Annotated in this window: 18 protein-coding genes; 17 read left to right on the top strand and 1 reads right to left on the bottom strand. The window is 70.1% G+C overall.

Annotated elements, in window-relative coordinates; all coding sequences use genetic code 11:
• Positions 1-63 precede the first annotated feature (63 nt).
• A complete protein-coding gene (locus DDF67_RS24605; RefSeq protein WP_109455363.1) occupies positions 64-2,013 on the bottom strand; it encodes a glycoside hydrolase family 97 protein in 1,950 nt (649 codons plus the stop codon).
• 374 nt (positions 2,014-2,387) lie between these two features.
• On the opposite strand from DDF67_RS24605, the gene DDF67_RS24600 reads away from it, so the two are divergent.
• The 17 genes from DDF67_RS24600 (at position 2,388) to DDF67_RS24525 (ending at position 25,422) form a co-directional block, all read left to right on the top strand.
• The gene (locus DDF67_RS24600; RefSeq protein WP_109455362.1) at positions 2,388-4,049 is read left to right on the top strand and encodes a phage tail sheath subtilisin-like domain-containing protein; all 1,662 of its coding nucleotides are present in this window, start codon (positions 2,388-2,390) and stop codon (positions 4,047-4,049) included.
• A 17-nt stretch (positions 4,050-4,066) separates the two neighbouring features.
• Positions 4,067-4,591, top strand: a complete 525-nt coding sequence (locus DDF67_RS24595) for a phage tail protein (RefSeq protein ID WP_109455361.1) — start codon at positions 4,067-4,069, stop codon at positions 4,589-4,591.
• 27 nt (positions 4,592-4,618) lie between these two features.
• Complete coding sequence (locus DDF67_RS24590) at positions 4,619-5,326, top strand: hypothetical protein (protein WP_146198092.1); 708 nt, start codon at positions 4,619-4,621, stop codon at positions 5,324-5,326.
• A 17-nt stretch (positions 5,327-5,343) separates the two neighbouring features.
• On the top strand, positions 5,344-6,267 hold the full coding sequence (locus DDF67_RS25395; protein WP_146198091.1) for a hypothetical protein: 924 nt from the start codon (positions 5,344-5,346) through the stop codon (positions 6,265-6,267).
• 7 nt (positions 6,268-6,274) lie between these two features.
• Positions 6,275-7,510: a DUF4255 domain-containing protein gene (locus DDF67_RS24585; RefSeq protein ID WP_109455359.1), complete on the top strand. Its 1,236-nt coding sequence runs from the start codon at positions 6,275-6,277 to the stop codon at positions 7,508-7,510.
• Positions 7,507-9,405 (top strand): ATP-binding protein, encoded by a 1,899-nt coding sequence (locus DDF67_RS24580; protein WP_109455358.1) that lies wholly within the window; start codon positions 7,507-7,509, stop codon positions 9,403-9,405. The genes DDF67_RS24585 and DDF67_RS24580 overlap by 4 nt, the downstream gene beginning before the upstream one ends.
• Positions 9,402-9,722 (top strand): hypothetical protein, encoded by a 321-nt coding sequence (locus tag DDF67_RS24575; RefSeq protein WP_146198090.1) that lies wholly within the window; start codon positions 9,402-9,404, stop codon positions 9,720-9,722. Before DDF67_RS24580 ends, DDF67_RS24575 begins: the two co-directional genes overlap by 4 nt.
• Positions 9,719-14,893 carry an eCIS core domain-containing protein gene (locus tag DDF67_RS24570; RefSeq protein WP_109455356.1) on the top strand — a complete coding sequence of 1,725 codons (5,175 nt, stop codon included), beginning with the start codon at positions 9,719-9,721 and terminating at the stop codon, positions 14,891-14,893. Before DDF67_RS24575 ends, DDF67_RS24570 begins: the two co-directional genes overlap by 4 nt.
• A gap of 97 nt (positions 14,894-14,990) precedes the next feature.
• Entirely contained in the window at positions 14,991-15,644 is a 654-nt protein-coding gene (locus DDF67_RS24565; protein ID WP_109455355.1) for a hypothetical protein, read from the top strand.
• A gap of 11 nt (positions 15,645-15,655) precedes the next feature.
• Positions 15,656-15,958 carry a hypothetical protein gene (locus DDF67_RS24560; protein ID WP_109455354.1) on the top strand — a complete coding sequence of 101 codons (303 nt, stop codon included), beginning with the start codon at positions 15,656-15,658 and terminating at the stop codon, positions 15,956-15,958.
• Between the two features lie 29 nt (positions 15,959-15,987).
• On the top strand, positions 15,988-17,130 hold the full coding sequence (locus DDF67_RS24555; protein WP_109455353.1) for a hypothetical protein: 1,143 nt from the start codon (positions 15,988-15,990) through the stop codon (positions 17,128-17,130).
• Complete coding sequence (locus DDF67_RS24550) at positions 17,127-17,609, top strand: phage baseplate assembly protein V (protein ID WP_109455352.1); 483 nt, start codon at positions 17,127-17,129, stop codon at positions 17,607-17,609. The genes DDF67_RS24555 and DDF67_RS24550 overlap by 4 nt, the downstream gene beginning before the upstream one ends.
• Positions 17,609-17,923 carry a hypothetical protein gene (locus DDF67_RS24545; protein WP_199229332.1) on the top strand — a complete coding sequence of 105 codons (315 nt, stop codon included), beginning with the start codon at positions 17,609-17,611 and terminating at the stop codon, positions 17,921-17,923. Before DDF67_RS24550 ends, DDF67_RS24545 begins: the two co-directional genes overlap by 1 nt.
• Entirely contained in the window at positions 17,920-18,285 is a 366-nt protein-coding gene (locus DDF67_RS24540; RefSeq protein ID WP_109455350.1) for a GPW/gp25 family protein, read from the top strand. Before DDF67_RS24545 ends, DDF67_RS24540 begins: the two co-directional genes overlap by 4 nt.
• The gene (locus DDF67_RS24535) at positions 18,282-20,828 is read left to right on the top strand and encodes a putative baseplate assembly protein (protein ID WP_109455349.1); all 2,547 of its coding nucleotides are present in this window, start codon (positions 18,282-18,284) and stop codon (positions 20,826-20,828) included. The genes DDF67_RS24540 and DDF67_RS24535 overlap by 4 nt, the downstream gene beginning before the upstream one ends.
• The gene (locus DDF67_RS24530; protein ID WP_109455348.1) at positions 20,825-23,440 is read left to right on the top strand and encodes a putative baseplate assembly protein; all 2,616 of its coding nucleotides are present in this window, start codon (positions 20,825-20,827) and stop codon (positions 23,438-23,440) included. The genes DDF67_RS24535 and DDF67_RS24530 overlap by 4 nt, the downstream gene beginning before the upstream one ends.
• Positions 23,437-25,422: a hypothetical protein gene (locus DDF67_RS24525; protein ID WP_109455347.1), complete on the top strand. Its 1,986-nt coding sequence runs from the start codon at positions 23,437-23,439 to the stop codon at positions 25,420-25,422. Before DDF67_RS24530 ends, DDF67_RS24525 begins: the two co-directional genes overlap by 4 nt.
• Position 25,423 lies beyond the last annotated feature (1 nt).

Genomic DNA, 25,423 nt, shown 5'->3' with positions numbered 1-25,423 from the left:
TTGGATCTACTTCCTCCAACACTTCCAAGGCGGGCGCCCTCTGCAGGCGCCCTTTTTTTCACTTCAAGCCGGCTCGAAACGGATGGCCTGACCGCCAGCGGCGTTGAGTTGCAGGCGCAGACGGGACTTGGCGTCGACCGTCTGGCGCTCGATCACCACGCGGGTGCGGTTGGCCGGGCGGGCCAGGTCGCCGTCCTTGTAGCGCACGGCCGTCCAGCGCCCCTGCCCCAGGAAACCAAGATCCAGGTCCAGCCGCCGCTCCATCTCGTTGGTCAGCGCGCCAAGATACCAGGTCTCACCCTTGCGCCGGGCGATGACGACGTACTCGCCAAGCTCGCCGGCGATCGCCCGGGTCTCGTCCCAGGTTGTGGCGCAGGCGTCGAACCACTCCAGTTCCGGCCAGGGCTTGCCTTCGTACTTCTCGGGCTTGTCGTACCAGTAGAGCAGCGTCAGCGGGCTGTAGCAGGTGACGGCCAGGGCTAGCTGGTGGGCGTTGGTGGTCTGGTTGCGCTCTTGCGCGTAGCAGATGGTGTAGTCAATCGGCCCGGCGATCGGACGGGTGAAGGCCAGGTTCACGTGGTGGCGCGCGGCGGGGAACTGCTCATTGCCCTTCACACCCTCCAGCGTCAGGTAGTTGGGCAGGGTTCGCTCCAGCCCGGCCGGCCGCAGATTGTCGTGCAGGTTCACGACCATGCCGTGCTCGCCGAAGGCCCGCACGACCTTGGTGATGAAATCGACGTCCGACTGGCGCCCCTCCCACATGAAGCCCAGCTTCACGCCCGCCAAGCCCCAGCGCTGATAGAGCCGGCACATCTCGGACAGCGCCTTGGTCACCGCCACCCGGTCGATATAGACCAGAACGCCGATGTTCCGCGCCCTGGCGTAGTCGATCACCCTTTGCAGGTCCAAGGCGGCGATCGGCGCGGTGGGGTCGGAGGCGTCGGTCCCGTCGCCGTACCAGTGGGCGTCGAACAGCACGTAGCCGATCTTGCGCGCCTGGGCGAAATCGACCGCCCTCAGCGAGGCGTCCGTCGAGTAGGGCTTCATGATCCGGAAGGCGTGGCCAGGCTTCACCCATGAGACGTCGCCAAGCTGGTTCGGCGTCGCCAGCGTCGGGACCACGTGGTGCAATTCGATAAGGCCCTTGGCGCTGTCGGCCGCCAACAGCACGCGCCAAGGCGTCTTCTGGCCGACCGCGATCTCGAACGTCGGCTCCTGCGGCGTATCATCCTCGCCGCCCCAGCCGGTGGCCCGGCCCGGGTAGCGCATCAGGTAGGTGACCAGGCCGCCCTGCTCGTGCGCGCGCGCCATGCAGCGCGGGTAATGCAGCCGGTCGGACTCGGCCATGAAGCCGAAGACGCCGTTGCCGGCGTCCACCGTGATCGGCAGGTCGGCATAGGGCCCCTTGTCCGACGAGCCCGTCAGGTCCGGGTGCTCCAGCGGCGCCAGGGCGGCCTGGGTCGAGACGTGGATGTCGCCCTCGTCGCGGCTGGCGTAGAGCCGCGCCGTATCGGGGAAGCGAAACCGAGTGCGCTCGCCCATCAGGGAAAGCTTGTCGCCCTTGGGCAGGCCGGTCAGGACGTAGCGCACGGCGACTGCGCCGTTCAGAATCCGCAGCACGATGTCGAAGCGCACGCCGGCCTTGGCGTCGACCATGTGCAGGGTGATCTGCCGGCCCGACTGGTCATAGCGCGACGCCTGGCCGAACACGGGCGTCCAGTGACCCTCGAAGGTCTCCGGCGCCGCACCGGCGGCCTTGGCGCCCTCGCCCAGCAACCGCCCCTCGGCCAGCCACAATCCCAGCTCCGACGGCAGCAGCAGCGGCTTGTCATCATAGACCACGCTCCATTTCGGCGTCGCGCCCGAGGCGTCCAGCGTCGCCTTCAGACGGCCGTCGGGCGAGACGAGCATATGGACGCGAGCTCCCCGGTCGATCGCCGCGTTCGCCGCGCCCCCGGTGGCGGCTCCGGACATCACCGCCAACGCGACCATGTCTCGACGTGTGGGCTTCATGGCGTCGCCTCCCCTTGTGGATCGCCTTATCGATCTGGGCGCAGGCTACACACAATGATATCGATATCAAGCGTCACGACCCCGGCGTCTTTGCGCTCGTCCGCCGCCACGGCCCGCGCCAGCTGGCGACGTGCGCGACGAACGACCAAGCTCTCTTGCGCCTCAACCCCGAGACTGTTACAACCCAGAAGCGAAACGTATGCAAATGGCGCAAATCCTATGTATTTGCGTGAAAGATACTCAGTAAAAATCTGGCGTTAGCGGCGCGATCGCGCCTCCGAGATCGTTTCAATCGGTAACTTTTTCCACGTGTCCTGGCCGACGCGCGTGACAACTCGCGCCACGTTCAAGATCGAGAGGGATGGAGAGAGATAATGCCTGTCGCCTTGAGCTATCCCGGCGTATATGTTCAGGAAATACCTAGCGGCGTTCACACCATTACGGGTGTGGCGACCTCGATCACGGCCTTCGTCGGGCGCGCCCCGCGCGGACCCACCGACACGCCGGTGACGGTCAACAGCTACGGGGACTTCGAGCGGACCTTCGGCGGTCTCTGGGCCTCCAGCCGGCTGGGCTTCGCGGTGCGCGACTTCTTCGCCAACGGCGGCGGTCAGGCGATCATCGTCCGCGTCTACAACCCCGACGCCGCCAACAACGCCAAGCCGGCTCAGGCCAAGATCAAGGTCGGCGCCCTCACCTTCGCAGCGGCGACCAAGGGCGCCTGGGGTTCGGCCCTACGCGCGACCGTGGACACCGACGTCTCGGCCAGCGTGGCGGCGGCCTATGGACTGACGCCAGCGGACCTCTTCAATCTGACGGTGCGCGAAGTCGACGCCCGCGGCGAGACGCTGAGCCGCGAGCGCCACATCAACCTGACCGTCAAGGACAGCCCTCGCCGGCTGGACAAGGTTCTGGCCGCCCAGTCGCGCCTGCTGGTCTGGGACGGCGACTGGCCCGCGACGCCGCCGAAGTTCGCCGCCAAGGACGACGACATCTCCACGGCCGCCGCGACCCTGGCCGCGGCCCAGGCCGCCAACCCGCAGGTCGCCGCCGACATCACCGCCGCCCAGAAGGCGCTGGCTGACGCCCAGACGGCGGCGACGGGCAACAACGGCCTGGCGCTGACCCAGGCCAACTTCACGCCTAATGGCGGCCAGGCCGCGAAGCTTGGCCTCTACGCGCTGGAGAACGCCGACAGCTTCAACCTGCTCTGTATTCCGCCCTACACCGCCAGCGACGACGTCGACGTCTCTCTCGTCTCGGCGGCGGCGGCCTATTGCGAGGCCAGGCGCGCCTTCCTGCTGGTCGACGCGCCTTCGGGCTGGGTCGACAAGGCCAGCGCCAAGGCCGGCTTCACCGCCAGCCCCGACCAGGTGGGCGCGCGCAGCGCCAACGCCGCGATCTTCTTCCCCCGGCTGCGCCAGGCCAATCCCTTGCGCGACAACCAGCTGGAGGCCTTCTCCTCCTGCGGCGCGGTGGCCGGGGTGATCGCCCGCACCGACGCCGACCGCGGGGTCTGGAAGGCTCCGGCCGGCATCCAGGCGACGCTCAACGGCGTGCCCGACCTGACGGTCAGCCTGACCGACGCCGAGAACGGCGAGCTCAACCAGTTGGGCGTCAATTGCCTGCGCGCCTTCCCGGCCGCCGGCAAGGTTGTCTGGGGCTCGCGAACCCTGCGCGGCGCCGACCAGCTGGCGGACGAGAACAAGTACATCCCCGTGCGCCGCACCACCCTCTTCCTGGAGGAAAGCCTGGTGCGCGGCCTGCAGTGGGCGGTGTTTGAGCCCAACGACGAACCGCTATGGGCCCAGATCCGGCTCAATGTCGGCGCCTTCATGCAGGGGCTGTTCCGCAAGGGCGCCTTCCAGGGCGCCTCGCCGCGCGAAGCCTATTTCGTCAAGTGCGACAGCGAGACCACGACCCAGGCCGACATCAACCTGGGCGTCGTCAACGTGCTGGTCGGCTTCGCTCCTCTCAAACCCGCCGAATTCGTCGTCATCGGCATCCAGCAGATGGCCGGGCAGATCGCGGTCTAGAGGCAAGGGGAAGAACGATGGCTACCTTCACCGTTAACGCTCAGCGCTTCGACCCATACGCGAACTTCAAGTTCCGCGTGAAGTGGGGCAACAAGTACGTCGCCGGCGTCAGCAAGGTGGGCGCGCTCAAGCGCACCACCGAGGTCGTCAAGCACCGCGAGGGCGGCGACCTTTCCAGCTCGCGCAAATCGCCGGGCCGCACCGAGTACGAGGCCATCACTCTGGAGCGCGGGGTCACCCACGACAAGGAGTTCGAGCAGTGGGCCAACAAGGTCTGGAACTACGGTTCCGGCCTCGGCAAGGAAGTGTCCCTGTCGGACTTCCGCAAGGACATCATCATCGAACTCTACAACGAGGCCGGCCAGCTGGTGATCGCCTACAAGGTCTATCGCTGCTGGGTTTCCGAATTCCAAGCCCAGGCCGACCTGGACGCCAACGCCAACGCCGTCCTTATCCAGTCTCTCAAGCTCGAGAATGAAGGGTGGGAACGCGACACCGACGTGGTCGAGCCCAAAGAGCCGAGCTTCGTCGAGCCGCAATAGGCCCAGCGCGCGTTCGGAGTGGGATGAATGGCGCGGACACAGGCGCAAGCGATGCTGGAGGCATGGGAGGACGGCCGCGCCGCCCGGTCGGGTGAACGCGGCCTGATCCTGCTGCGCCTGGCCGAGCCAACCTTGGAGGAAGACGCCTGCCGCGCCTTCAGCGTCGGGCGTCGGGACGCCGCGCTGCTGACCCTGCACGAGCGGCTGATCGGCCCGGCCGCCCATGCGCTGGTCAATTGCCCTACCTGCGCCGAGCCGCTCGAATTCGACGTTCCCCTGGCCGCCATCCGCGTGACCGCGTCCGAGCAGCCGCCCGAACGCTTCGAGCTATCCTTCGAAGGCGCCCCTCTCGCCTTCCGCCTGCCGACCGCCGGCGACCTCGCCGCGCCCGAAGCCGCGTCCGCCGACCAGCTGATGCGCCTGTGCCTGCTGGAGGGCGCGACGCCCTCGGCGCCCGCCGCAATAGAGGCGCTGGAAGCGGCGATCGGCGAGGCCGTCACGACCCACGACCCGCAGGCCGTCGTCGCGCTCGCCCTCGACTGTCCGGCCTGCGCCGCCCATTGGCGCTCGCCGTTCGACATCGTCGAGTTCCTGTGGCGCTGGTTCGACGGCTTCGCTCGCGGCCTGCTGGAAGAGGTGCACATCATCGCCTCCGCCTATGGCTGGAGCGAGGACCAGATTCTCGCCCTGTCGCCCCAGCGGCGACAACGCTACCTGGAGCTCATCGGCGGATGAGCGGTCAGGGGAACACCGTGCTGGGTTATCTGGCCGCCCGCAGCCGAGGCGACGCCCTCGGCGCGCCTGGCGACATCGGGCCGGCTCCACCGCTTCGTCCCCAGCGACGTTCGGTCTCTGCGATGGAGGATGTGGGGGCCTCTCTCCTCGGCTTCGTCGAGGAGCACGCAGAGATCGAACGGACCTCGCCGCATCGCCGGCGCCCAACTGGCAGGATCATCCCCGACGCTGTGCCCGATCGCCCGATCGAGGCCGCCCCCGAGCCGGAAGCCGTCCCTCGGGTAAGCGCCGAGCGCAAACCGGCCCCGGTCCCGACGCCGCCCCGCTCCCCTACTCAGGTCACCTCCATCGCCGTCGTCGGCGCCGAAGCCGCCACGCCGCTCAAGACCCCGCCGCCCGTGGCGATGACATTGACCTCGGCGCCCGCCAAAGTCTTCGCCCAGCCACCGGCGCCCGGAGAAGCGCCCGCCCAAAGCGAGGCCGCCGCAGAGCCGGTCTCCACCGCTACCGCATCTGAACGCACGGCCCCCGATCGTACCATCGTCGAGACCCGCGACGAACCAGCACAGACCTTCGCGCAATCGGCAGCGGACACGCGCTCCAACGCCTCGACCGAAGCCAAGGCCAAGATCGCTCCGCCAGAAGCCGAAGAGACTCCACCAGTCGCGGCCACAACTGACCGGTCGCCGACGCCCCTGGAACAGTCGGCGGAGCGCCCAGCGCCCCATTACCCCGAAGCGCCTTTCGAACGGCCGGCCGCTCTCCCCCGCGTGGCTCGCGAAAACCAGGCCTCGCCGCCCGTCGCGCCACCGGCCGCGCCCCAGGTGCAGATCACCATCGGCCGGGTGGAGATCCGCGCCGCCGCCCCGCCGCCGGCTCCGGCGCCGCGCGGCCCGGTGATGTCGCTGGACGACTATCTCGCCAAGCGAGCGGGAGGCTGAGCGGGCGATGAGCGACTTCCGCGCCCTGGCCACGGTCACCTCGACGCTGCGGCACGTGCTGCAGGCGGCGATGCAGGCCGACGTGCCCGGCGCGACGGTCACCACGGTCCGGCCCGGCGAGGACAACAGCGCCAACCTCCCCACCACAGGCGTGAACCTCTTTCTCTACCAGCTGACCCACAAGGCATTCCGCGCCAATGACGACCTGCCCAGCCAGCGTGGCGACGGCCAGGCGGTGCGGCGGCCGCTGGCGCCCGTCGAGTTGCACTATCTGCTGAGCTGCTACGGCGACGACCTGAAGCTGGAGCCGCAGCGGCTGCTGGGCAGCGCCATCGCCTTCCTCAACAGCCAACCCCAGCTGACACGCGGACAGATCCAGGCCGTCGTCGCCGACCCGGCCAACAGTTTCATCGCCGGCAGCGACCTGGCCGAGCAGACCGATCTGGTCCGCTTCAGCCCGACCAACCTCAGCTTCGACGAACTGTCGCGGCTGTGGTCGGTCTTCCTCCAGACCCACTACGTGCTGTCGACCACCTTCAAGGCCTCGACCGTAATGCTTGAGCGGCCGGTGAAGACAGTCGCCGCCCTGCCGGTGCAGCGGGTCGGGCTAGCCGCCTCGCTCATCCGCCAACCCCAGATCGTCCGGGTGCAGGCCGCCGCCGGCGGACCGATCGTGCCGAGCGCGGCCATCGTCCTGCAGGGCCGGGATTTGGACGGATCGCCCACCCAGGTGGAGATCGACGGCGCCAAGGTCGCCGCGGGCTCGATCGGCGGTTCGGAAGTCACCCTTTCCCTGCCCGCGGGCCTGACCGCCGGACCACACACGGCCCTGGTGCGGCTGGGCGTGGATCTTGGCCAGCCCGGCGGCAGGATGGCCTACGCCTCCAATCCCGCGACCTTCGTCCTGCAGCCGGTCGTGACCAAGACCGCCTCCAAGCACAACGTGTCGGTCACCGGCGCCCAGGGATCCGGCTCGGCGCTGCGTTCGGCGGTGATCAAGGTCAAGCTCGATCCGGCCGTCGCCCCGCGCCAGGCCGCAACGCTGGAACTGCTGTCCGGCGCCGCCGTAGCCTATTCATTCGCCGCTCCGGCGCGGACAACGCCGCTGGCCGAGCTCAGCATTCCGATCGAGGGCGTAAAGGCGGGAACATACGTGGTGCGCGTGCGCGTAGACGGCGCCGCCAGCGCCGTGGACCTCGACGCCAGCCAGGCGCCGGTCGCGCCAAAGGCCAAGATTCCATGAGCGCGCCCTGGCTCGTCGGCCAGCTGGATGGCCCGCAGGGCGCGCTCGCCGCTGCCCTGGACGAACTGCGCGACCTTATCGCCCGCAAGCCGGCCACGCGGAAGGCGGGCGACAGCGCCAGAACGCCGGCCGCCTCCGGGATCGACCTGATCGCAGACCGCTTCTCTCTGAGCCCGTTCGAGCGCGACCTGCTGTTGCTGTGCGCCGGGGTCGAACTGGACGCCGGCTTCGCCGAAGCGGTTCGCGTGGCGGGGGGGCCGCCGAGCTTCGGCTTCGCCCTCGCCACGCTGCCGGGCGCGCACTGGAGCGCCATCACGCCGACGGGGCCGCTGCGCTACTGGCGGCTGATCGATTTCGCCACGGGCCAGCCCGTGACGACCGCGTCGATCCGCATCGACGAGCGGATCCTGCACTTCGTGGCCGGCGTCTCGCATCTGGACGAGCGCCTGCAGGGGCTGGTGCGCGCCGCGCCCTCGCCGGACCAGCTCACCGAAGCCCACGCCCGTCTGGCCAAGCGCATTGCGGCGCTATGGGCCTCGGCCGACGCCCGACAGGAGCCTTGGCCCGCCGTGCAGCTGATCGGCGATCCTGACGCAGGCGGGTTGGCGGTCGCCGCCTCGGCCTGCGCCGCCCACGGCCTGGGGCTGAACCTTATCCGCGCCGCCGACCTACCCGCCGGCGCATCCGAACGTACGGGCTTCGAGAGGCTCTGGTCGCGGGAGGCGGCGCTGTCCGACAGCGCTCTGCTGGTCGAAATTTCCGATGCCGATCCGCCTGAGACCCTGCGCGCAGCCGCCGCCTTCGCCGCCGCCTCGCGCGCCGTGACCCTGGTGGCCAGCCGCGAACCGCTGCGCGCCGAGGGCAAGCCCCTGCCTCGGTTCGATATCGCCAAGCCCGACCGCGGCGAGCAGATCGTCCTGTGGCGCAAGGCCCTGGGCGAGACGGCCGCACGGCGCGAGACCGAGATCGAGCGCGTCGTCTCGCATTTCGACCTCGGCCCCGCGGCCATCGTCACGGCCAGCGCTCTGGCGGAGACGCAACCGCTCTGGGACGCCTGCCGCGACCAGTCGCGCGGCCGGCTCGACGACCTAGCGCAGCGGATCGAACCCGCCGCGGAGTGGGAAGACCTGGTGCTGCCCAGGGCCGAGGCCGACATCCTGCGCGAGATCGTCGCGAACGTCCGCCAGCGCAGCCGGATATACGACCACTGGGGTTTCGCGGGGAAAAGCGGCCGGGGCCTTGGGGTCAGCGCGCTGTTCGCCGGCGCCAGCGGCACGGGCAAGACCCTGGCGGCCGAGATCATGTCGCGCGAGCTGGAGCTGGATCTCTTCCGCATCGATCTCAGCCAGGTGGTCAACAAGTACATCGGCGAGACCGAGAAGAACCTGCGCCGGGTGTTCGACGCCGCCGAGGCCGCCGGCGCGGTCCTGCTGTTCGACGAGGCCGACGCGCTGTTCGGCAAGCGCGGCGAGGTCAAGGACAGTCACGACCGCTACGCCAACCTAGAGGTCAGCTATTTGCTGCAGCGGATGGAGTGCTATCGCGGCCTGGCCATCCTCACCACCAACCTGCCCCAGGCGATCGATCCAGCGTTCAAGCGCCGGCTGCGCTTCATCGTCCAGTTCCCCTTCCCGGACCTAGCCGAGCGCGCGGAGATCTGGCGGAAGGCCTTTCCGCCGGCGGCGCCGACACAGGGGCTGGAGATCGACCAGCTCGCCCGCCTCAACGTGCCCGGCGGCAACATCCGCAACATCGCCCTGGGCGCGGCCTTCATCGCCGCCGACGCGGGCAGCCCCGTCACCATGGACCACGTGCGCCGCGCCGCGCGCGCCGAATACGCCAAGATCGGCCGGACCATGACCGGCGCCGAACTGGTCGGATGGACCTCGACATGAGCGGGCCCGACACCGTTGGCCGCCCCGCCGACTACAGGCTGGAGATCGGCGAGCTGGCGATCGACGGCTTCGAGGCCGATCCGGCCGCGATCGGACAGGCGATCCGCCGTGAGCTCGCCCGCCTGCTGGCCGATCCGCGCGGCCCCTTCGGGACTCTGCCGCAGCAAAGCCGCAGCCACGTGATCCGCCACGTCGACATCGACGCCCGGGGGCTGGCGGCCGACGCTTCGCCGCGCGAGATCGGCCAGGCCGCCGCGCGCGCCGTCGTCAGCAGGATAACCGCCGCAGCGCCCGGCCGGCGGGGAGGCGCCCGATGAGCCGCGCCGCCCCCAGTCCCGCCCCCAAGGCGCCCGCCGCCAGGCCCCAGGCCCAGCGCTCGGCCCTGAAGATCGGCCGCGTCGGCGACGCCGCCGAGATGCATGCCGACCGCGTCGCCGACCAGGCGCTGGGCGGCGCAACGCCGCCTTCCGGACGCGCCAGCTTCGGCGACGGCGGCGCAGCGGCGGCGCCCAGGGCCCTGGATGGGCAGATCGCCGCTGCACGCGGCGCCGGCCGCCCGCTGGCGGAGAACCATCGGGACTTCTTCTCCCAACGCTTCGGCCACGACTTCCGCCAGGTGCGGATCCATGACGGCGCGGCCGCCGCCAAGGCCGCCCGCACCGCCGGCGCCCAGGCCTTCACCCTGGGCCACGACATCTATTTCGGCGAAGGCCGCAATCGCCCCGACAGCGCCCCCGGCCGCGAACTGATGGCCCACGAACTGGCCCACACCCTGCAGTCTCGCCCCGGCGTGATCTCCCGCCGGGCGTTGGACGGCGCGCCTTCCGCCGATCAGGATTCCGCCATGCCGGAAGCCTCGCCGGAAGTGCAGGACGCCTCCCGGACCGTCGGCGACCTGATGGGCGGCGGCGCGGGCGTGCATACGCCGGCGGTGCGCGAGCGCCTGCGGGGTCTGAGCCCCGAGGACCAGGGCCAGGCGCTCGGTCATGCGCGGGCGAGGTTGCCGGCCGGCGAGGCCGCCAGGCTGGACAGCGCGCTCGGCGCCGCCGCTCCTCCCGCCCAGCACAAGGCCGATAGCGAGGCCGGCGGCCAGACCCCGCCGCTCGCCGCCCGGGGCGCGAGCGCCCCCGTCACCCGCCAATCCGAGCCGCCCGACAGCGTACCGCCTGTTCACGAGCGGGCGCTCTCGGCCTCGACCTCGTCGATGCAGGCGGCTGTCCAGGCCATCGGCGGCGGCGCAACGCCCACGCCGGCGTCCCCCGCCGTCGATGCGGGCGAGCCGGATCAGGCCGGCGCGGCGCCCGGTGGCGCGACCGGTGCGGCCGCGGCGATGCAGGCTGCGCTGGGCCGGCTGAGCGCCAGTCGCGTCCAGCTGGAGGCCGTCCAGGGGCTCCGCGCAAACTTCCAGCAGGACGATGCCGACGGTCCGCCCAGTCCCGAAAGCGCCATGAAGCACAACGCCGCCCAGAGCCTGGCCGACGCCTTCGTGGCTCGCACGGTCCAGAAGGTGCAGGCGCTGCTGACCAGCGCGATGGCGGCGCCCGGGCGGGCTGTGGCGGCTTTCAACAGCGCGGCCGAGGGCATCCGCGCGAGCGCCGCCTCGCAAGGCGCCGCCCTGAAGGCCGGCGGCCAGGGCGCTCGCAAGAAGATCCGCAGCCAGCGCAGCGCGGTGCGCGGGACTATCAGCCAGGGCAAGGCCAAGACCGACAGCGGCGCCGACGAGGGCTCCACCAGCGCCAAGCGCCGGGCCAAGCGGGCGCACGACAAGGCCGCTGGCGGCCTGGGCAAGCGGTCGCTGACCGAGAAGGCCCGGATCGTCCTGGCCTATCGCAACGCCGTCAAGCCGATGGAGGCCGTGGGCGCGACCGCCGCCCAGAACGCTGCGACCGCTGCACAGGTGCGGTCCGGCAAGCTCTTGGCGCGGCGCAATGGCGAGTCCACGGTGCTGGACGGACCCGTGCACGACGACCGGCTGGAGGCCGACGCCGAGGCCGGGATCAAGGTCGCCGAGGAATACGGCAAGAGCTTCAGGACCACCGCCCAGGACGAAGCCAGGAAGATCCCCGAGAGCCGCGGCGAGATCCTGGGCAAGGTCGACGAGATCACGACCGAGGCCCGCAAGGGCTTTTCCGACCAGCTCCAGCAGATCCAGGACGGCGCAACGGCCCAGCAGACGGGCGCCAAGGCGCAGGCCGCCAAGTCAGCCGAACAGATGACCGGCTCGCTCGAAGCCAGCACCGCCCAGGCGCTGGCCGGCGTGGACGCCGCTGAAACCCAGCAGGCAGCGGGCCTGGCCCAGGGCGCGGCGGCGGCGCAGGCCGGCCTGGACGAAGCGATCGCCGGCAGCATCCAGAGTTTCGCCGACGGCGTGGGCGAGGCGGCCGACAGCCTGACGGGCTCTATCGGCGAGTTCGTCGCCTCCACTGCTGAGACGCCAGCGCCCGAACCGGGCGAGCTCGCGCAATCCCTGGCCGGCGCGGCCCCGGACTCGGCGCTGGCCGACATGATGGCGCAGACCGCCACCGTGGCGCCGCAACTGGCCGCCTCGGCCGCCGAGGCCCAGAAGGGCAGCGCCGAAAGCGCGGCGAACGGGACCGCCGCGGCGCTCCAGGGCTTCGAGGCCCAGGCCAAGGGTTTCGCTGCCGGCGCGGTCGGCATCGGCCGGTCGGCCAAGACCGGCTTCGAGAAGATGCAGGCGTCTATCAAGGCCTCCGCCGACGAGGCGGGCAAGACGGCCGAAGACGGTTTCGACAGCGCCGTGACCAACGCCAACGCCGCCTACCAGCAGTTCGGCGACCAGGTGGAGGACAACTTCCGCCAGGGCCGCACCCAGTTGCTCGACGGCCTTTGGAGCAAGGAAAGCCAGGGCAAGCTGGACCACGACATGCAGGACCACGGCGCCAAGGCGGCGGCCGAGGTCAAGCCGCGCTGGAAAAAGGCGCTGAAATGGGTGGTGACGATCGTCGTCATCCTGGCGGTGATCGCCATCACGGTGGCCACCGCCGGCGCGCTCGGCCCGGTGGGCGTGATCCTGCTGGGCGCGGCGCTGGGCGCGGCGGCAGGCGCGGTGCAGACGATCGCCGAGAACCTGATCGACGGAAAGAAATGGAGCGACGGGGTCGTCAAGGCGATGATCGTCGGCGCGATCGGCGGCGCGGCCGGCGGCGCCGGAGGCGTGCTGCTCAAGGGCGTGGGGTCGGTGGCGCTGAAGATCACCCTCGACGCCGGCATCAATATCGTCGGCGGCGTGGTCGGCGAGGTGGTCGGCAGCCTGGCGACGGGACAGCAGGTCAGCTGGACCGGGGCCCTTATGGGCGCTCTGATCGGGGCCGGCATCGGGGCGGGACTGGGCATCGCCGGCGCCCTGAAGGGCAAGATCCGCATCGGCGGCGCCGGCGCGGCCGATGCGGGCGTGGCGCCCATCAAGCCGCCGGCCATCACCCCTCCGCCCTCGCCCTCCACCGGCCTGCGAGGCGCGCTGGAAAAGGCCAAGATCCTGGCCCCCAGGCCAGGCGCGGTGAGCCCGCCGGCCGTGAGGCCGCCCGAGGCTCCGGCGATCGCCGATCCGCCCGCGCCGGTGAAGCCAAAGGAGCCTATCGGCTTCAAGATCGGCGACAAGGCCAACGCCCCGGCCGTCGATCCCATGGCCGCGCCCGCACCGCCCAAGCCCAAGGAGCCCATCGGCTTCAAGATCGGCGACAAGGCCAACGCCCCGGCCGTCGATCCCATGGCCGCGCCCGCACCACCCAAGCCCAAGGAGCCCATCGGCTTCAAAATCGGCGACAAGGCCAACGCCCCGGCCGTCGATCCCATGGCCGCGCCCGCGCCGCCCAAGCCCAAGGAGCCCATCGGCTTCAAGATCGGTGACAAGGCCAACGCCCCGGCCGTCGATCCCATGGCCGCGCCTGCGCCGCAGCCGCGCCGCAGGATCGGTTTCGGAGGCGGCGAGATCATTCCGGAGCCCGTGTCCGGTGCCGCGCCGTCTCCGCGCCGCCAGATCGGGTTTGGCCGTGGCGAGGTGATCCCCGAGCCCGTTCCGGCCTCGCCCACGCCGTCCGCCCCCAGCGCCGCCTCCATGGTCGAACCGCCGCGGATGACCCAGGTCGGCGGTGGAGCCAAGGCCATGGTGATCGAGCCCTCGGCGCCCAGGATGGGGAGCGCCGACCCGATCCGGGCGGGCGGGCGCTCGTCGGTGGAGCCTCGGGCCTCCGCCACCTCGTCGGACGGCCCCACACGCCCCCCGGGCGGCGCATCCGTCGAAGCCGCGCCCGTCAAGCCGCGAGTTGTCGAGCCCAGCCTGGCCAAGCCGGCCGAGCCTTCGGCGAAGCCGGCCTCCGCGTCCGAACCCGTCAAGCCCAAGCCGAAAGCGCCCGAGCCGGCAGCGCCGTCCGCCTCGCCCGAACCCGTCCCCGCACCTAAGCCCAAGCGTCGCATCATCGTCAGCCGCGACACGTTCGCCAAACCCGCCGTCGAACCGCCCACGCCCGCCACAGCCAAGCCAACGCCCGCCAAGGCCGCCAAGCCGGCGGGACCAGCCAAGACGATAGAACCTGCAAAACCCGTCGCCGAGGCCGCTCCGGCTCCAGAGCCGGCGCATGCGCCCGCACCCGCCCGCGCCGCGGAACCGGTCAGCGCCGCTGAACCGGTTCGCGCGCCGGAGCCGAGCACGGCTCCCACGGCAGAAAAGCCCACCGGCAAGAGAACCCCGGCCGACGAGCAGGCCGACTGGGAGCGCTGGGTTAAGGAGCAATCCGTACTCGACGTCGATGGGACGCCCGGCCTCAGGAAGCCGCAGGAGAAGCTTGTGGCCGCTCGGGTCGAGGGCGGCGGCTCTTCGGGAAAGGGCACCTATTGGGAGGAAGGCTCGGCTCGTTTCAAAGGGGCTTCGAAGAACGACAAGTTCGTCGTCATGCCGGAGTCCCAGGCGAAAGCGCTGAAGTTCCGTCCCGCAGGAACCGCCTACGACCCGACCATACAGCCGACGAAGCGTGGCGGCGTCCAAGTCGAGTCCTCCGGAGCCGGGAGCGGCAGCCAGCACAACGTGACCGCCCGCGCGAAGGTCCAGGCCGGGGGCGGTTCGTTCGACAAGACGATCGGCGCCAGCCGCACCGAAGCCCATGGATACAAGGAACTGCTGAAGAACGGCGAGCTCGGGATCACCCGGCCGGGCAACGCCAGCACCGGCGGCGTCGACGCCATCACCGTCAAGATGGAAGGCGGCAAGGCCAAGATCTTCCTCAACGACTTCACCGGTCCGGCGACCTCCAAGAGCGCCAAGGCGACCCATGCAGACTGGATCAAGGAGGTCGAATCCGCCTTGGCCGATCCCAAGTTCGGCTTCGGCGATCCCACGCGAACCGAAGAGATCAAGAAGGCCATGCGTGCGGCCCTCGACAACGACGACATCTTCGTTCGCACGACCCGGGTCGAGTACGGCGCCAAGGGCGTCGTGACGACGATCGAAACGCCCAAGAAGATTCCGAGATGATCGAGCTTGCCGCCACATCGCCGCGCCGCGCGGCCCGATCCGTCGTCGCTCATTCGCGCAAGCCCGCAGATGCGCGGGCCACGTGGGAGGTTCTGCCATGACCACCTTCCCCGGCTCGCCGCGCGTGCTGAAGGGTGCGCTGGTCTCGATCGACCCGATGTCGCCGATCCCGAACGTGATCGTCTTCCAGTACAACCCCGACACCCTGACCCGGACGCTGAAGCCCCGGGTGGCGAGCGGCGACGGGGCCCGCGCCGAGGCCCAGAGGCTGACCGGCCCGCCCGAGGAGACCATCAAGGTCGACGTCGAGATCGACGCCGCCGACCAGTTGGAGGCGTCCGACCCGATCACCACGGCTCTAGGCATCCACCCGCAGCTAGCCGCCCTGGAGATGATCAACTATCCCAAGAGCAACGTGGTGATCGCCAACACCGCCCTGCTGGCCAGCGGAGTGATCGAGGTGATCCCGCCGGACGCGCCGCTGACCCTGTTCATCTGGGGCGCGCAGCGGATCCTGCCGGTGCGGGTCACCGACTGCTCGATCACCGAGGAGGCCTACGACCCCCTCCTCAACCCCATTCGCGCCAAGGTCGGACTGGGCCTCAAGGTGCTGAGCTACAACGACTTCTCGATCACCAACCCCGGCTACTACGTCTTCCTCGCCCACCAGGTCCTGAAGGAGACGATGAGCGTCATCAACCTCGCTTCCGACCTCACCACCGTGATGGGCAGCAATGTCCGCCTCGGATAGGAGCCACAGGCATGTTCGATCATACGAGCCGCTATCACGGGCTCGACACGGCGAGCCTCACCCTCGCCGACGGCCGCACCGTGACCTATGCGCGCCGCCGCTTCCTGCCGCCGGGCGCCAGTCTGTCGACGCTGACGCTGGTCAAGGCCTCGCCTGGCGACCGCCTCGATCTGCTGGCCAACCGCATCTACGGCGACCCGCTGATGTTCTGGCGACTGTGCGACGGCAACGACGCCATGGACCCGCAGCGGATGCTGGCCGACGCCGCGGAGGATCCTGCTGCGACCCTGCGCGCCGCCATGCCGCGGACCTAGGTCGCGGCGCGGAAACCCTGGAGATCACCATGCTCGGCGTCCGCCTCTCCCTGCTGATCGGCCCGACCCTGCCGCTGCCGGCGACGCCCGACATCGCCGAGGCCGTGCAGAGCGTCTCGGTGACGCAGGCCGACGAAGGGCGCTCGGGCTTCCAGATCGTGCTGCAGGTGGGCCGCGCTGGCCCTACCGACATGCTCGACTACCGGCTGATGCTCAATCCGCTGCTGGCGCCGTTCAACCGGGTGATCCTCACCGTGCTGTTCGGGGCGCTGCCGGAGGTGCTGATCGACGGCGTCATCACCAATCGCCAGTTCTCGCCCGGCAGCCAGCCGGGCACGGGCACGCTGACCCTGACCGGGGAAGACATCAGCGTGATGATGGACCTGGAGAAAAAGCGCAGCAGCTACATGGCGATGAGCGAACCGCTGATCGCCCTGTCGATCATAGCCGGCTACGCCCAGTACGGCCTGATCCCGACCATCATCCCGCCGCCCGTCATCGACCAGCCGCTGCCCATCGACCGCACGCCCGTGCAGCAGGGCACCGACCTGGAACAGCTGAAGGCGATCGGCGAGCGGTTCGGCCACGTCTTCTTCATAGAGCCCGGCCCTGCGCCCGGGATCAGCATCGCCTATTGGGGCCCGCCCAAGCGCATGGGCGTCCCCCAGCGGGCGCTGTCGGTGAACATGGGCCCCGAGACCAATGTCGAGACCATCAACTTCACCTACAACGGCCTGGCGCCGACGATCGTCAACGACAGCATCCAGGACAAGGACCTGAACGTCGAGATTCCGGTGATGACCTTCGCCTCGACGCGGATTCCGCCGCTGGCGGCGATGCCGGCCCTGCCGCTCCAGCTGCCCAACGTCCGCAAGACCCTGCTGGACAAGGGAAACGGCCTGAGCGTGGCCCAGGCTTACGCTCGAGCACAGGGCATCACCGACAAGTCGGTCGACAGCGTGGTGACGGCTCAAGGCGAACTTGACGCCCAGCGCTATGGCGGCGTCCTGAAGCCGCGCGGCATTGTCGGGGTGCGCGGCGCGGGCTTCACACATGACGGGCTCTACTACGTCAAGAGCGTCAGCCACGCGATCAGCCACGGCAAGTACAAGCAGCGCTTCAGCCTGTCGCGCGAGGGAACGGGCGCGATCACTCCGGTGGTGGTCCCATGACCCTCCTGTTCGGCAAGTACCGCGGCAAGGTGAAGGGCAACCAGGACCCGATGCTGATGGGCCGGCTGCAGGTTACCGCGCCCCAGGCCCTGGGCGACGCGGAGGTCTGGGCCATGCCCTGCGCCCCATTCGCCGGTTCCGGCGTCGGCTTCTTCGCCCTGCCCTCCGAAGGCGCAAACGTCTGGGTCGAGTTCGAGGGCGGCAACCCCGAGGCCCCGATCTGGAGCGGCTGCTTCTGGGGTATAGGCGAATGGTCTCCAGCGATGGCCTTGCCTCAGACCAAGGTGCTCAAGACCGACACCATCACCGTGACCCTGTCCGACATTCCGGGCGCGGGCGGGGTCACCATCGAGACCGCCGACGGCAAGAAGATCGTCCTCAACGCCCAGGGCATCGAGATCAACAACGGCATGGGCGGGTCGATCAAGCTGACCGGCCCTAAAGTCACGATCAACGACGGCGCATTGGAGGTGATCTGATGGGCTACCTGCTGGACGTCACCTCCACGGTCATCTGCGCCCACGCCGGCAAGAGCCAGCCCACCGCTCCCAATCCCAGGGTTACGGTCGGCGGAAATCCCACCGTCCTGCAGACGACCATGTACGCCGTGGCCGGCTGCGCCCTGACCGGCACGCCCAACCCGCCCTGCGCCACCGCCCAGTGGATGACCGGCTCGATGCGGGTGAAGAGCGGCGGCCAGCCGTTGCTGATGCAGGACAGCCAGTCGACCTGCACGCCGACCGGCACGCCCCTGACGGTAGTCGTCGCCCAGCCGAGGGTGAAGGCGCAATGAGCAACATCGCCTTTCCCTATTCGATCGACTCCGCCGGCCGCACAGGCCTGACCGACACGGCCAGCCATGTGCGCGATCTGGTCGAGCAGACCCTGCTGACCTCCCAGGGCGAGCGGGTGAACCGGCCGACCTTCGGCACCGGCCTGATGCAGATGACCTTCGCGCCGAACAGCGCCGAGGTCGCCATGGCCATACAGTTCCTGATCCAGGGCGCGCTGCAGCAGTGGCTGGGCGACCTCGTGCGGATCGAACAGGTCAACGTCGTGGCCGAGGACGCCACGCTGAATGTCCAGGTCCAGTACGTCGTCCTGGCCACCCAGCAGCGAGAAACCACCCAGGTGGTCACAGGGGTCCCGTCATGATCAGCCCCTATGTGAGCTGCGACCCGCGCCGCCGCGAGGCGGTCCTGGCCTCGAAGCTGAACGGCCTGGACTATGTCGAGGTGCTGGACGCTGACGCGCCGTCGCGGGCCGAACGGCAGAAGATCCTGCGGGTCCATTTCCTGAAATCGCCGCCGCCTCCGGGGCTTACTCCCGCCAACGTGTTGATCGACGGCGGTGACCGGATCCGCAGCGTCGGCGTACGCGCCGTGGACTATGACGGCGACGTCGTGGTCCTGCGCCTGGACGCCTACGGCGACCATTCGACCTATCGGCTGGCCCTGCGGGCGAGCACCGGCTCGGCCTTCGACGCGGCTGGTGTTGATCCGGTGCTGGCCCAGACCCTGTTCAGCTTCAAGTCCGACTGCCCGAACGACTTCGACTGCGAGGCGCCTACGCCGCCCAGCGCTCCGGCGCCCGCCGCGCCGCAGCTCGACTATCTGTCTCGCGACTTCACCAGCCTGCGGCAATTGATGCTCGACCGGATGTCGGTGCTGGCCCCGCAGTGGACCGAACGCAACCCCGCCGACATTGGGGTCACCCTGGTCGAACTTTTCGCCCACGTGGGCGACGTGCTCAGCTACCGTCAGGACGCAGTGGCGACCGAGGCCTATCTAGGCACGGCGCGACGGCGAGTGTCGGTGCGCCGCCACGCCCGGCTGGTCGACTACGTGATCGGCGACGGCGTCAACGCGCGCACCTTCCTGCATATCCGGGCCGAGGCCGACGCCGTGGCGCCCAGGGGCGTCCAGGCCCTGACCAGCGTGCCCAACCTCGGAGAGCGCGCCGCGCCTGGCGCGCCGGAAGTCGCCCAGGCCATGGGTTTCCGGCCGGAAGTGTTCGAGACCCTTCACGACGCGGCCATCTTCACCGCCCACAACCAGATCACCTTCCACGCCTGGGGCGACCGGGCCTGCCGACTGCCCGCCGGGGCGACACGGGCCACCCTCAGCGGCGGTCTCGACAAGCTGGCGCCGGGCGACGTGGTGCTGTTCGAGGAGGTGCTGGGCCGCGCCTCCGGTCTTGCCGCCGACGCCGACCCCGCCCGCCGCCACGCGGTGCGCCTTACCCGGGTCAGCGTCGGATCCGACCCGCTGGGCGACCTGTCGGGCGCCAAGCCCAAGCCGCTGGCGATCACCGAGATCGAATGGGGCCGCGAGGACGCCACGCCTTTCAGCTTCCAGATCTCCGCCGAAATCCGCACCGAGAGCGGCGGCGTGCGCGAGGCTCAGAACATCACGGTCGTGCGCGGCAACATGGTGCTGGCCGACCACGGCGCCACCGTGGTGACCGAAGACCTGGGGACCGCGCCCGCTCCGAGCCTGTTCCGGCAACCGGCTTCGACCGATCCCTGCGCGCCCGTCGATCCCGTCCCGATCCCCGCCCGCTTCCGTCCGCGCCTGGCCCGCCGCCCCCTGGTCTTCGCGGTTCCCTATGACGCCGACGCGCCGCCCGTCTCGGCCAGGGCCGCCCTGGCCACGACGGCGGGAGCGGCCCAGCCGGCCGTCCAGCTCGCCGGCGTCCTGGACGGCGCTTCGCCGGTTCCGTGGATCGCCCGGCGCGACCTCCTGCAAAGCGAGCCCGACGCGCGGGACTTCGTCGTCGAGACCGAGAACGACGGCTCAGCCTGGCTGCGCTTCGGCGACGATGTGCTGGGACAGCGGCCGGCCGCCGGCACGGCGTTCGCCGCCACCTACCGCGTGGGAGAAGCGGTGCGCGGAAACCTCGCCGCCGACACCATCCGCCATATCCTCAGCGACGACGCCGCTGTCGCCGGCGTGCGCAATCCCCTGCCCGCAAGCGGCGGGGTCGCCCCCGAAAGCCTGGAGCACGTGCGCCAGACCGCACCCTTCGCCTTCCGCAACCAGCAACGCGCGGTGACTCCGGAAGACTACCAGGCGGCCGCAGAGCGGCACCCGGAGGTGCAGCGCGCCACCGCCTCCTTCCGCTGGACCGGCAGTTGGCCGACCGTCTTCGTCACCATCGACCGGTTGGGCGGACTTGCGATCGACGCCGGGTTCGAACAGGCGATGCGCGAGTTCCTGGAACCCTATCGCCTGGCCGGTCACGACCTGGAAATCGATGCGCCGACCTATGTCTCCCTGGACATCGCTCTGACCATCGCCGCCAAGCCGGACTACTTCCGCGCCGACGTGAAGCGAGCCGTACTCGACGCCTTCAGCTCGGGCCGGACGCTGGATGGCCGCCGGGGCGTGTTCAATCCCGACAACTTCACCTTCGGCCAACCGGTCTATCTCAGCGCCATTTACGCCGCCGCCCAGGCGGTCGACGGGGTCGCCTCGGTGGAGGTTACGCGCTTCCAGCGCCAGGATCGGCCAGCCCCTCCGCTCTTGCGTCTGCAGGCCATTGGCCGACTGCAGCTGGCCCGCCCCCTACGTGCTCAGCACCGCGCCATGAGCCAGGGCCGTCTGGACTTCACGCGACTGGAAATTCCTCGCCTCGACAACGATCCCGACCACCCCGAGCGCGGGGTCTTCACGGTGACCATGGAGGGCGGTAAATGACCGCAAGCCCCCACCCCGCCGAGACGGACGCCCGCCTGCGCACCCCGCTGGCGATCGATAACCGACCCGGCCTCTCGGCGATCAGCTACCGGATCGGCGGGCACGCCGCCCACCGCGACACCATGCTGGACCAGCTGACGCGGCGGCGCGGACTGAACTCGCAGGATCGCGCCGACGTCACCACCGCGCTGGTCGACGCCTTCGCCTCGATGGCCGAGGTGATCGGCTTCTACCAGGAACGGATCGCCAACGAGTCCTATCTGCGAACCGCCACCGAGCGCCGCTCGCTGGTCGAGCTGGGTCGCCTGATCGACTACGAGCCGCGCCCAGGCGTGGCCTCCAGCGCCTATCTCGCCTTCACCCTGGAAACCGCTCCCGGCGCGCCGGCTCATGCAGCCCGGCCGCTGACCCTGCCGGCGGGCCTGAAGGTGCAGAGCCTGCCCGGCCCTGGCGAGACGCCGCAGCCCTTCGAGACCTCCTACGCGATCGAGGCGCGGCCGGAATGGAACGCCATACTGCCGGCGACCACCCAGGAGCAGCCGCTGAGCATCGATGCGGAACGGCTGGTGCTGAAAGGCTCGGCCGTGGGCCTTCAGCCCGGCTCCACCCTGCTGGTCGCCGCCGACGGCGTGGCGGTCCTGCGCGTGATGAAGGCCACCAGCGATCCTCTGGCCGGAGTGACCCAGGTCGACCTGGCCGAAGATCCGCCCGATCCGCCGCCCTTCCGCTTCCCGCTGCTGCCGATCGGCGTCTTCATGGTCGAGCGGTTCTCGCTGACCAACCATCTGGTGGCCAGCACGGTGCTGAACCGCCGCTGGCGCCAGCACGACCTGCACGCCATGGCGCGCGTACAGCGATGGCCGCTGCCGGCCTTGTCGATCAACCTGCGCCGGCAGGCCGCGCACCGCGCCCTGCCCCCGTCCCAGGGCCTGTTCGCCTTCCGCCAGAAGGCGGGCCTCTTCGGCCACAACGCGCCCAAGCATGCGTCGATGCCGGCCGAACAGCGCGCGAGCGGCGCGGTCTATGCCAAGAGCTGGGACAACCTCACCATCGCCGACCAGTCCGAGGCGCGGGAGATCGACCTCGACCGGGTGTATGAGGGCCTCGCCGTCGGCGGCTACGTGATCCTCGAAGACCAGGACAGCCGCCGCGTCTATCGCATCGAAGACGTCGCCGAGATCTCCCGCGCGGACTTCTCGCTGAGCGCCAAGGTCACGCGGCTGCGGCTGGATTCCAGCGACGGCTTTTCCGACTTCACCCTGCGCGGCGCCACTGTCCACCTGCAGAGCGAGCAGCTGACGCTGGCCGACCTGCCGATCGTTGAGCCGGTCGAAGGCGACACCGTGACGCTGGACGGCCCCTATTTCGACCTGTCGGAGGGCCAGACGGTCGTCCTGACCGGCACGCGCGAGGATCTCGACGGGGTGACCGCCAGCGAGGTCCTGACCATCGCCGACATCCTGTTCGTCGGCGGGTCCACCATCCTGGAGTTCAAGCAGGCCCTAGCCAACCGCTACGTCCGCTCGACCGTGACCATCAACGCCAACGTGGCGCTGGCGACCCATGGCGAGACCGTTGGCGAGGTGCTGGGCAGCGGCGACGCCAGCCAGGCTTTCCAGACCTTCGCCCTGCGCCAGCCGCCGCTGACCTATGTCAGCAGCGACGCCCCCAGCGGCGCGCAATCCACCCTGCAGGTGCGGGTTAGTGGCGTGCTATGGCGGGAGGCGGCCAACTTCCACGGCCACGGACCGGACGAGCAGATCTACATCACTCGCGCCACCGACGACGGTCGAACACTGGTCGTGTTCGGCGACGGCGTCTCGGGCGCCCGTCCCGCCACGGGCCAGGAGAACATCACCGCCGTCTATCGCAAAGGCATGGGCATGGCGGGCGACGTCGGCGCCGCGCGCCTGACCCTGCTGTCGGTCAAGCCGCCGGGCGTGCGGGGCGTGGTCAACCCGCTGGCCGCGGAAGGCGCGGCGGGGGCCGAGACCCTCGAGGAAATACGCGGCAACGCGGCGCTGACCATGCTGACCCTCGACCGCATCGTCTCGTTGCAGGACTACGAGGACTTCGCCCGCGCCTTCGCCGGCGTGGCCAAGGCCCTGGCGACCTGGAGCTGGATCGGCGCCACGCGAGGAGTCTTCGTCACCGTCGGCGGGGGCGGCGGCGCGGCGCTGCCGCCCGAGAGCCGCACCTACGTCAATTTGCTGGCGGCCATGCGCAAGGCTGGCGATCCCAACGTGGCCCTGCGCGTACGGACCTATCGCAACGCCTTCTTCCGGCTGTCGATGACCGTCGTGGTCGAGACCAGCCTGGAGATCGCCCCGGTGCTGGCGGCCGTGGAAGCCAGGCTGCGCGGGCAGTTCTCGTTCGAGGCCCGCGCCTTCGGCCAGCCCGTGGCGCTGAGCGAAGTCCTGGCCGCCGTCCAGTCCGTCCCCGGCGTCGTGGCGGCGCAGGTCGGCCAGTTCTTCCGCACCGACGAGGCGGAGGGCGTCGCCGACGTGCTTCTGGCGGCCGCGCCCCAGTCCGGCTCCGCCGGCGCGCCGGCGGCGGCCGAACTGCTGACCATCGATCCGCGTCCGATCAGCCTGGTGGGAGTTCGCGCATGAGCTTCGACGCCCGCACCCTCTACGAGCTGCTGCCCGCCTTCACCCGCACGCGCGACCATGAAAGCGGCGGCGCGCTGCTGGCCCTGATCGAGGTGATCGCCGAACAGGTCGCCATCCTCGAGGAAGACCTGGACCAGCTCTACGACGACCAGTTCATCGAGACCTGCGCCGAATGGGTCGCGCCCTATATCGGCGACCTGGTCGGCTACAAGCCTCTGCACGGGGTGACCGCCAAGATCAGCAGCCCGCGCGCCGAGGTCGCCGACACGATCCGCCTGCGCCGCGGCAAGGGCACGGCCGCGACGCTGGAAGCCCTCGCCCGCGACGTCACCGGCTGGGGCGCCTGCGTGGTCGAGCACTACGGTGCGCTGGCGACCACCCAGTACATGAACCACCTGCGGCCCGCCTCGGCGGCGTTCGTCGATCTGCGCCGGCAAGAGCCTTTCGAGCGCCTCGGCGGGGCCTTCGATCCCTTCACCCATACCCCCGAGCTGCGAAGCCCGGGCCTTCGGCGCAACGTCTCGACCGTCGGCATCCATCTTTGGCGGCTGCAGTCCCAGCCGGTATCGTCGGCGACGGCGGCCCGCGTCGACGACACCCGCTTCCTGTTCAATCCGCAGGGCGCGCCTCAGGCCCTCTTCACCCAGCCGGTCCCGACCGTCGGCGGCGCGCGGGTCACAGCGCGGAACGTGTCCCAGCCGCTGACGCGGCGCGCCTTCGCCGCCGCCAAGGCCGACCACTACGGCGCCGGCCGCAGCCTGTTCATCGACGGCGTGAGGATCGATGCGGTCAATGTCTGCGACCTTTCCGACGCCAAGGGCGGCGACTGGGCCCACAAGGTCGCCCCCGGCAAGGTGGCGATCGATCCGCAGCTTGGCCGCATCGTCTTCGGAACCGCACCGCCCGCCCCGCCCAGAGTCAGCTATTACTACGGCCTGTCGGACGCCCTGGGCGGCGGCGGCTACGACCGCGAGCGCAGCTTCGTCAGCGACCAGCCGCCAATCCGCGTGCCCGGCGCCCATGCCAAGGTTCAGGCGGCGCTGGACGCCGCGGCCGGCGGCGGAGCCGTGGAGATCGCCGACAGCGGCCGCTATGCCGAAACCCTGGCCATCAAGGCCACCGCCCCTGGGGCTCACGTCGAGCTTCGGGCCGCCGACCAACGCACGCCCTTCCTGGCGCTTGGGGGAAAACTGGTCGTCACCGGCGCCGATCTGACCTCGGCCAGCCTGAACGGCCTCTGGATCGCCGGCGCGCCGGTGCACGTGCCAGCCGCCGACAACAGGCTGCAGCACCTCAGCCTGCGCCACTGCACGTTGACCCCTGGCGTGAGCCGCACCGCGGCCGGCCTGCCCGCACGTCCCGGCGAGCCTATGCTGATCGTCGAGGCGGGCGTCTCGGTCGAGATCGACCACTGCATACTGGGCGGGATTCTGGCCGCGCCGGGCGCACGGGTCACGATCCGCAACAGCATTATCGACGCTGGCGCCCCCGACGCCACGGCCTATGCCGGCCTCGACGGCGCGTCCGGCGGGGGCGAGCTGACGCTGTCCAACTGCACGGTGATCGGCAAGGTCCACGCCCGCCAGATCGACGAGGTCGAGAACTGCCTCTTCGCCGCGCGTCTGGCCGCCGGCGACAGCTGGCTGGCCCCGGTCTGGATCGACCGGCGGGATGTTGGCTGCACGCGCTTCTGCTACCTGCCGCCAGGGTCGCGCACGCCCCGCCCCTATCGCTGCCTGCCGGGCGCCGCGGACGATCCGGTCCGTGTCCAGCCCGTCTTCACCTCGGCCCGCTTCGGCGATCCGGGCTACGGTCAGCTCAGCCGCCGCACCCCTGTCTCGATCCGCCAGGGCGCGGAAGACGGCTCGGAACTGGGCGCCTTTCACGACCTTCACCAGCCGCAACGCGAGACCAACCTGCGCGTGAGGCTCGACGAATATCTCCGCTTTGGTCTCGAAGCGGTTCTGGTCTTCGCGACCTGAG

It is taken from the genome of Caulobacter endophyticus, assembly GCF_003116815.1.
Lineage (GTDB): Bacteria > Pseudomonadota > Alphaproteobacteria > Caulobacterales > Caulobacteraceae > Caulobacter > Caulobacter endophyticus.
This window is presented reverse-complemented; position numbering and strand designations above follow the sequence as displayed.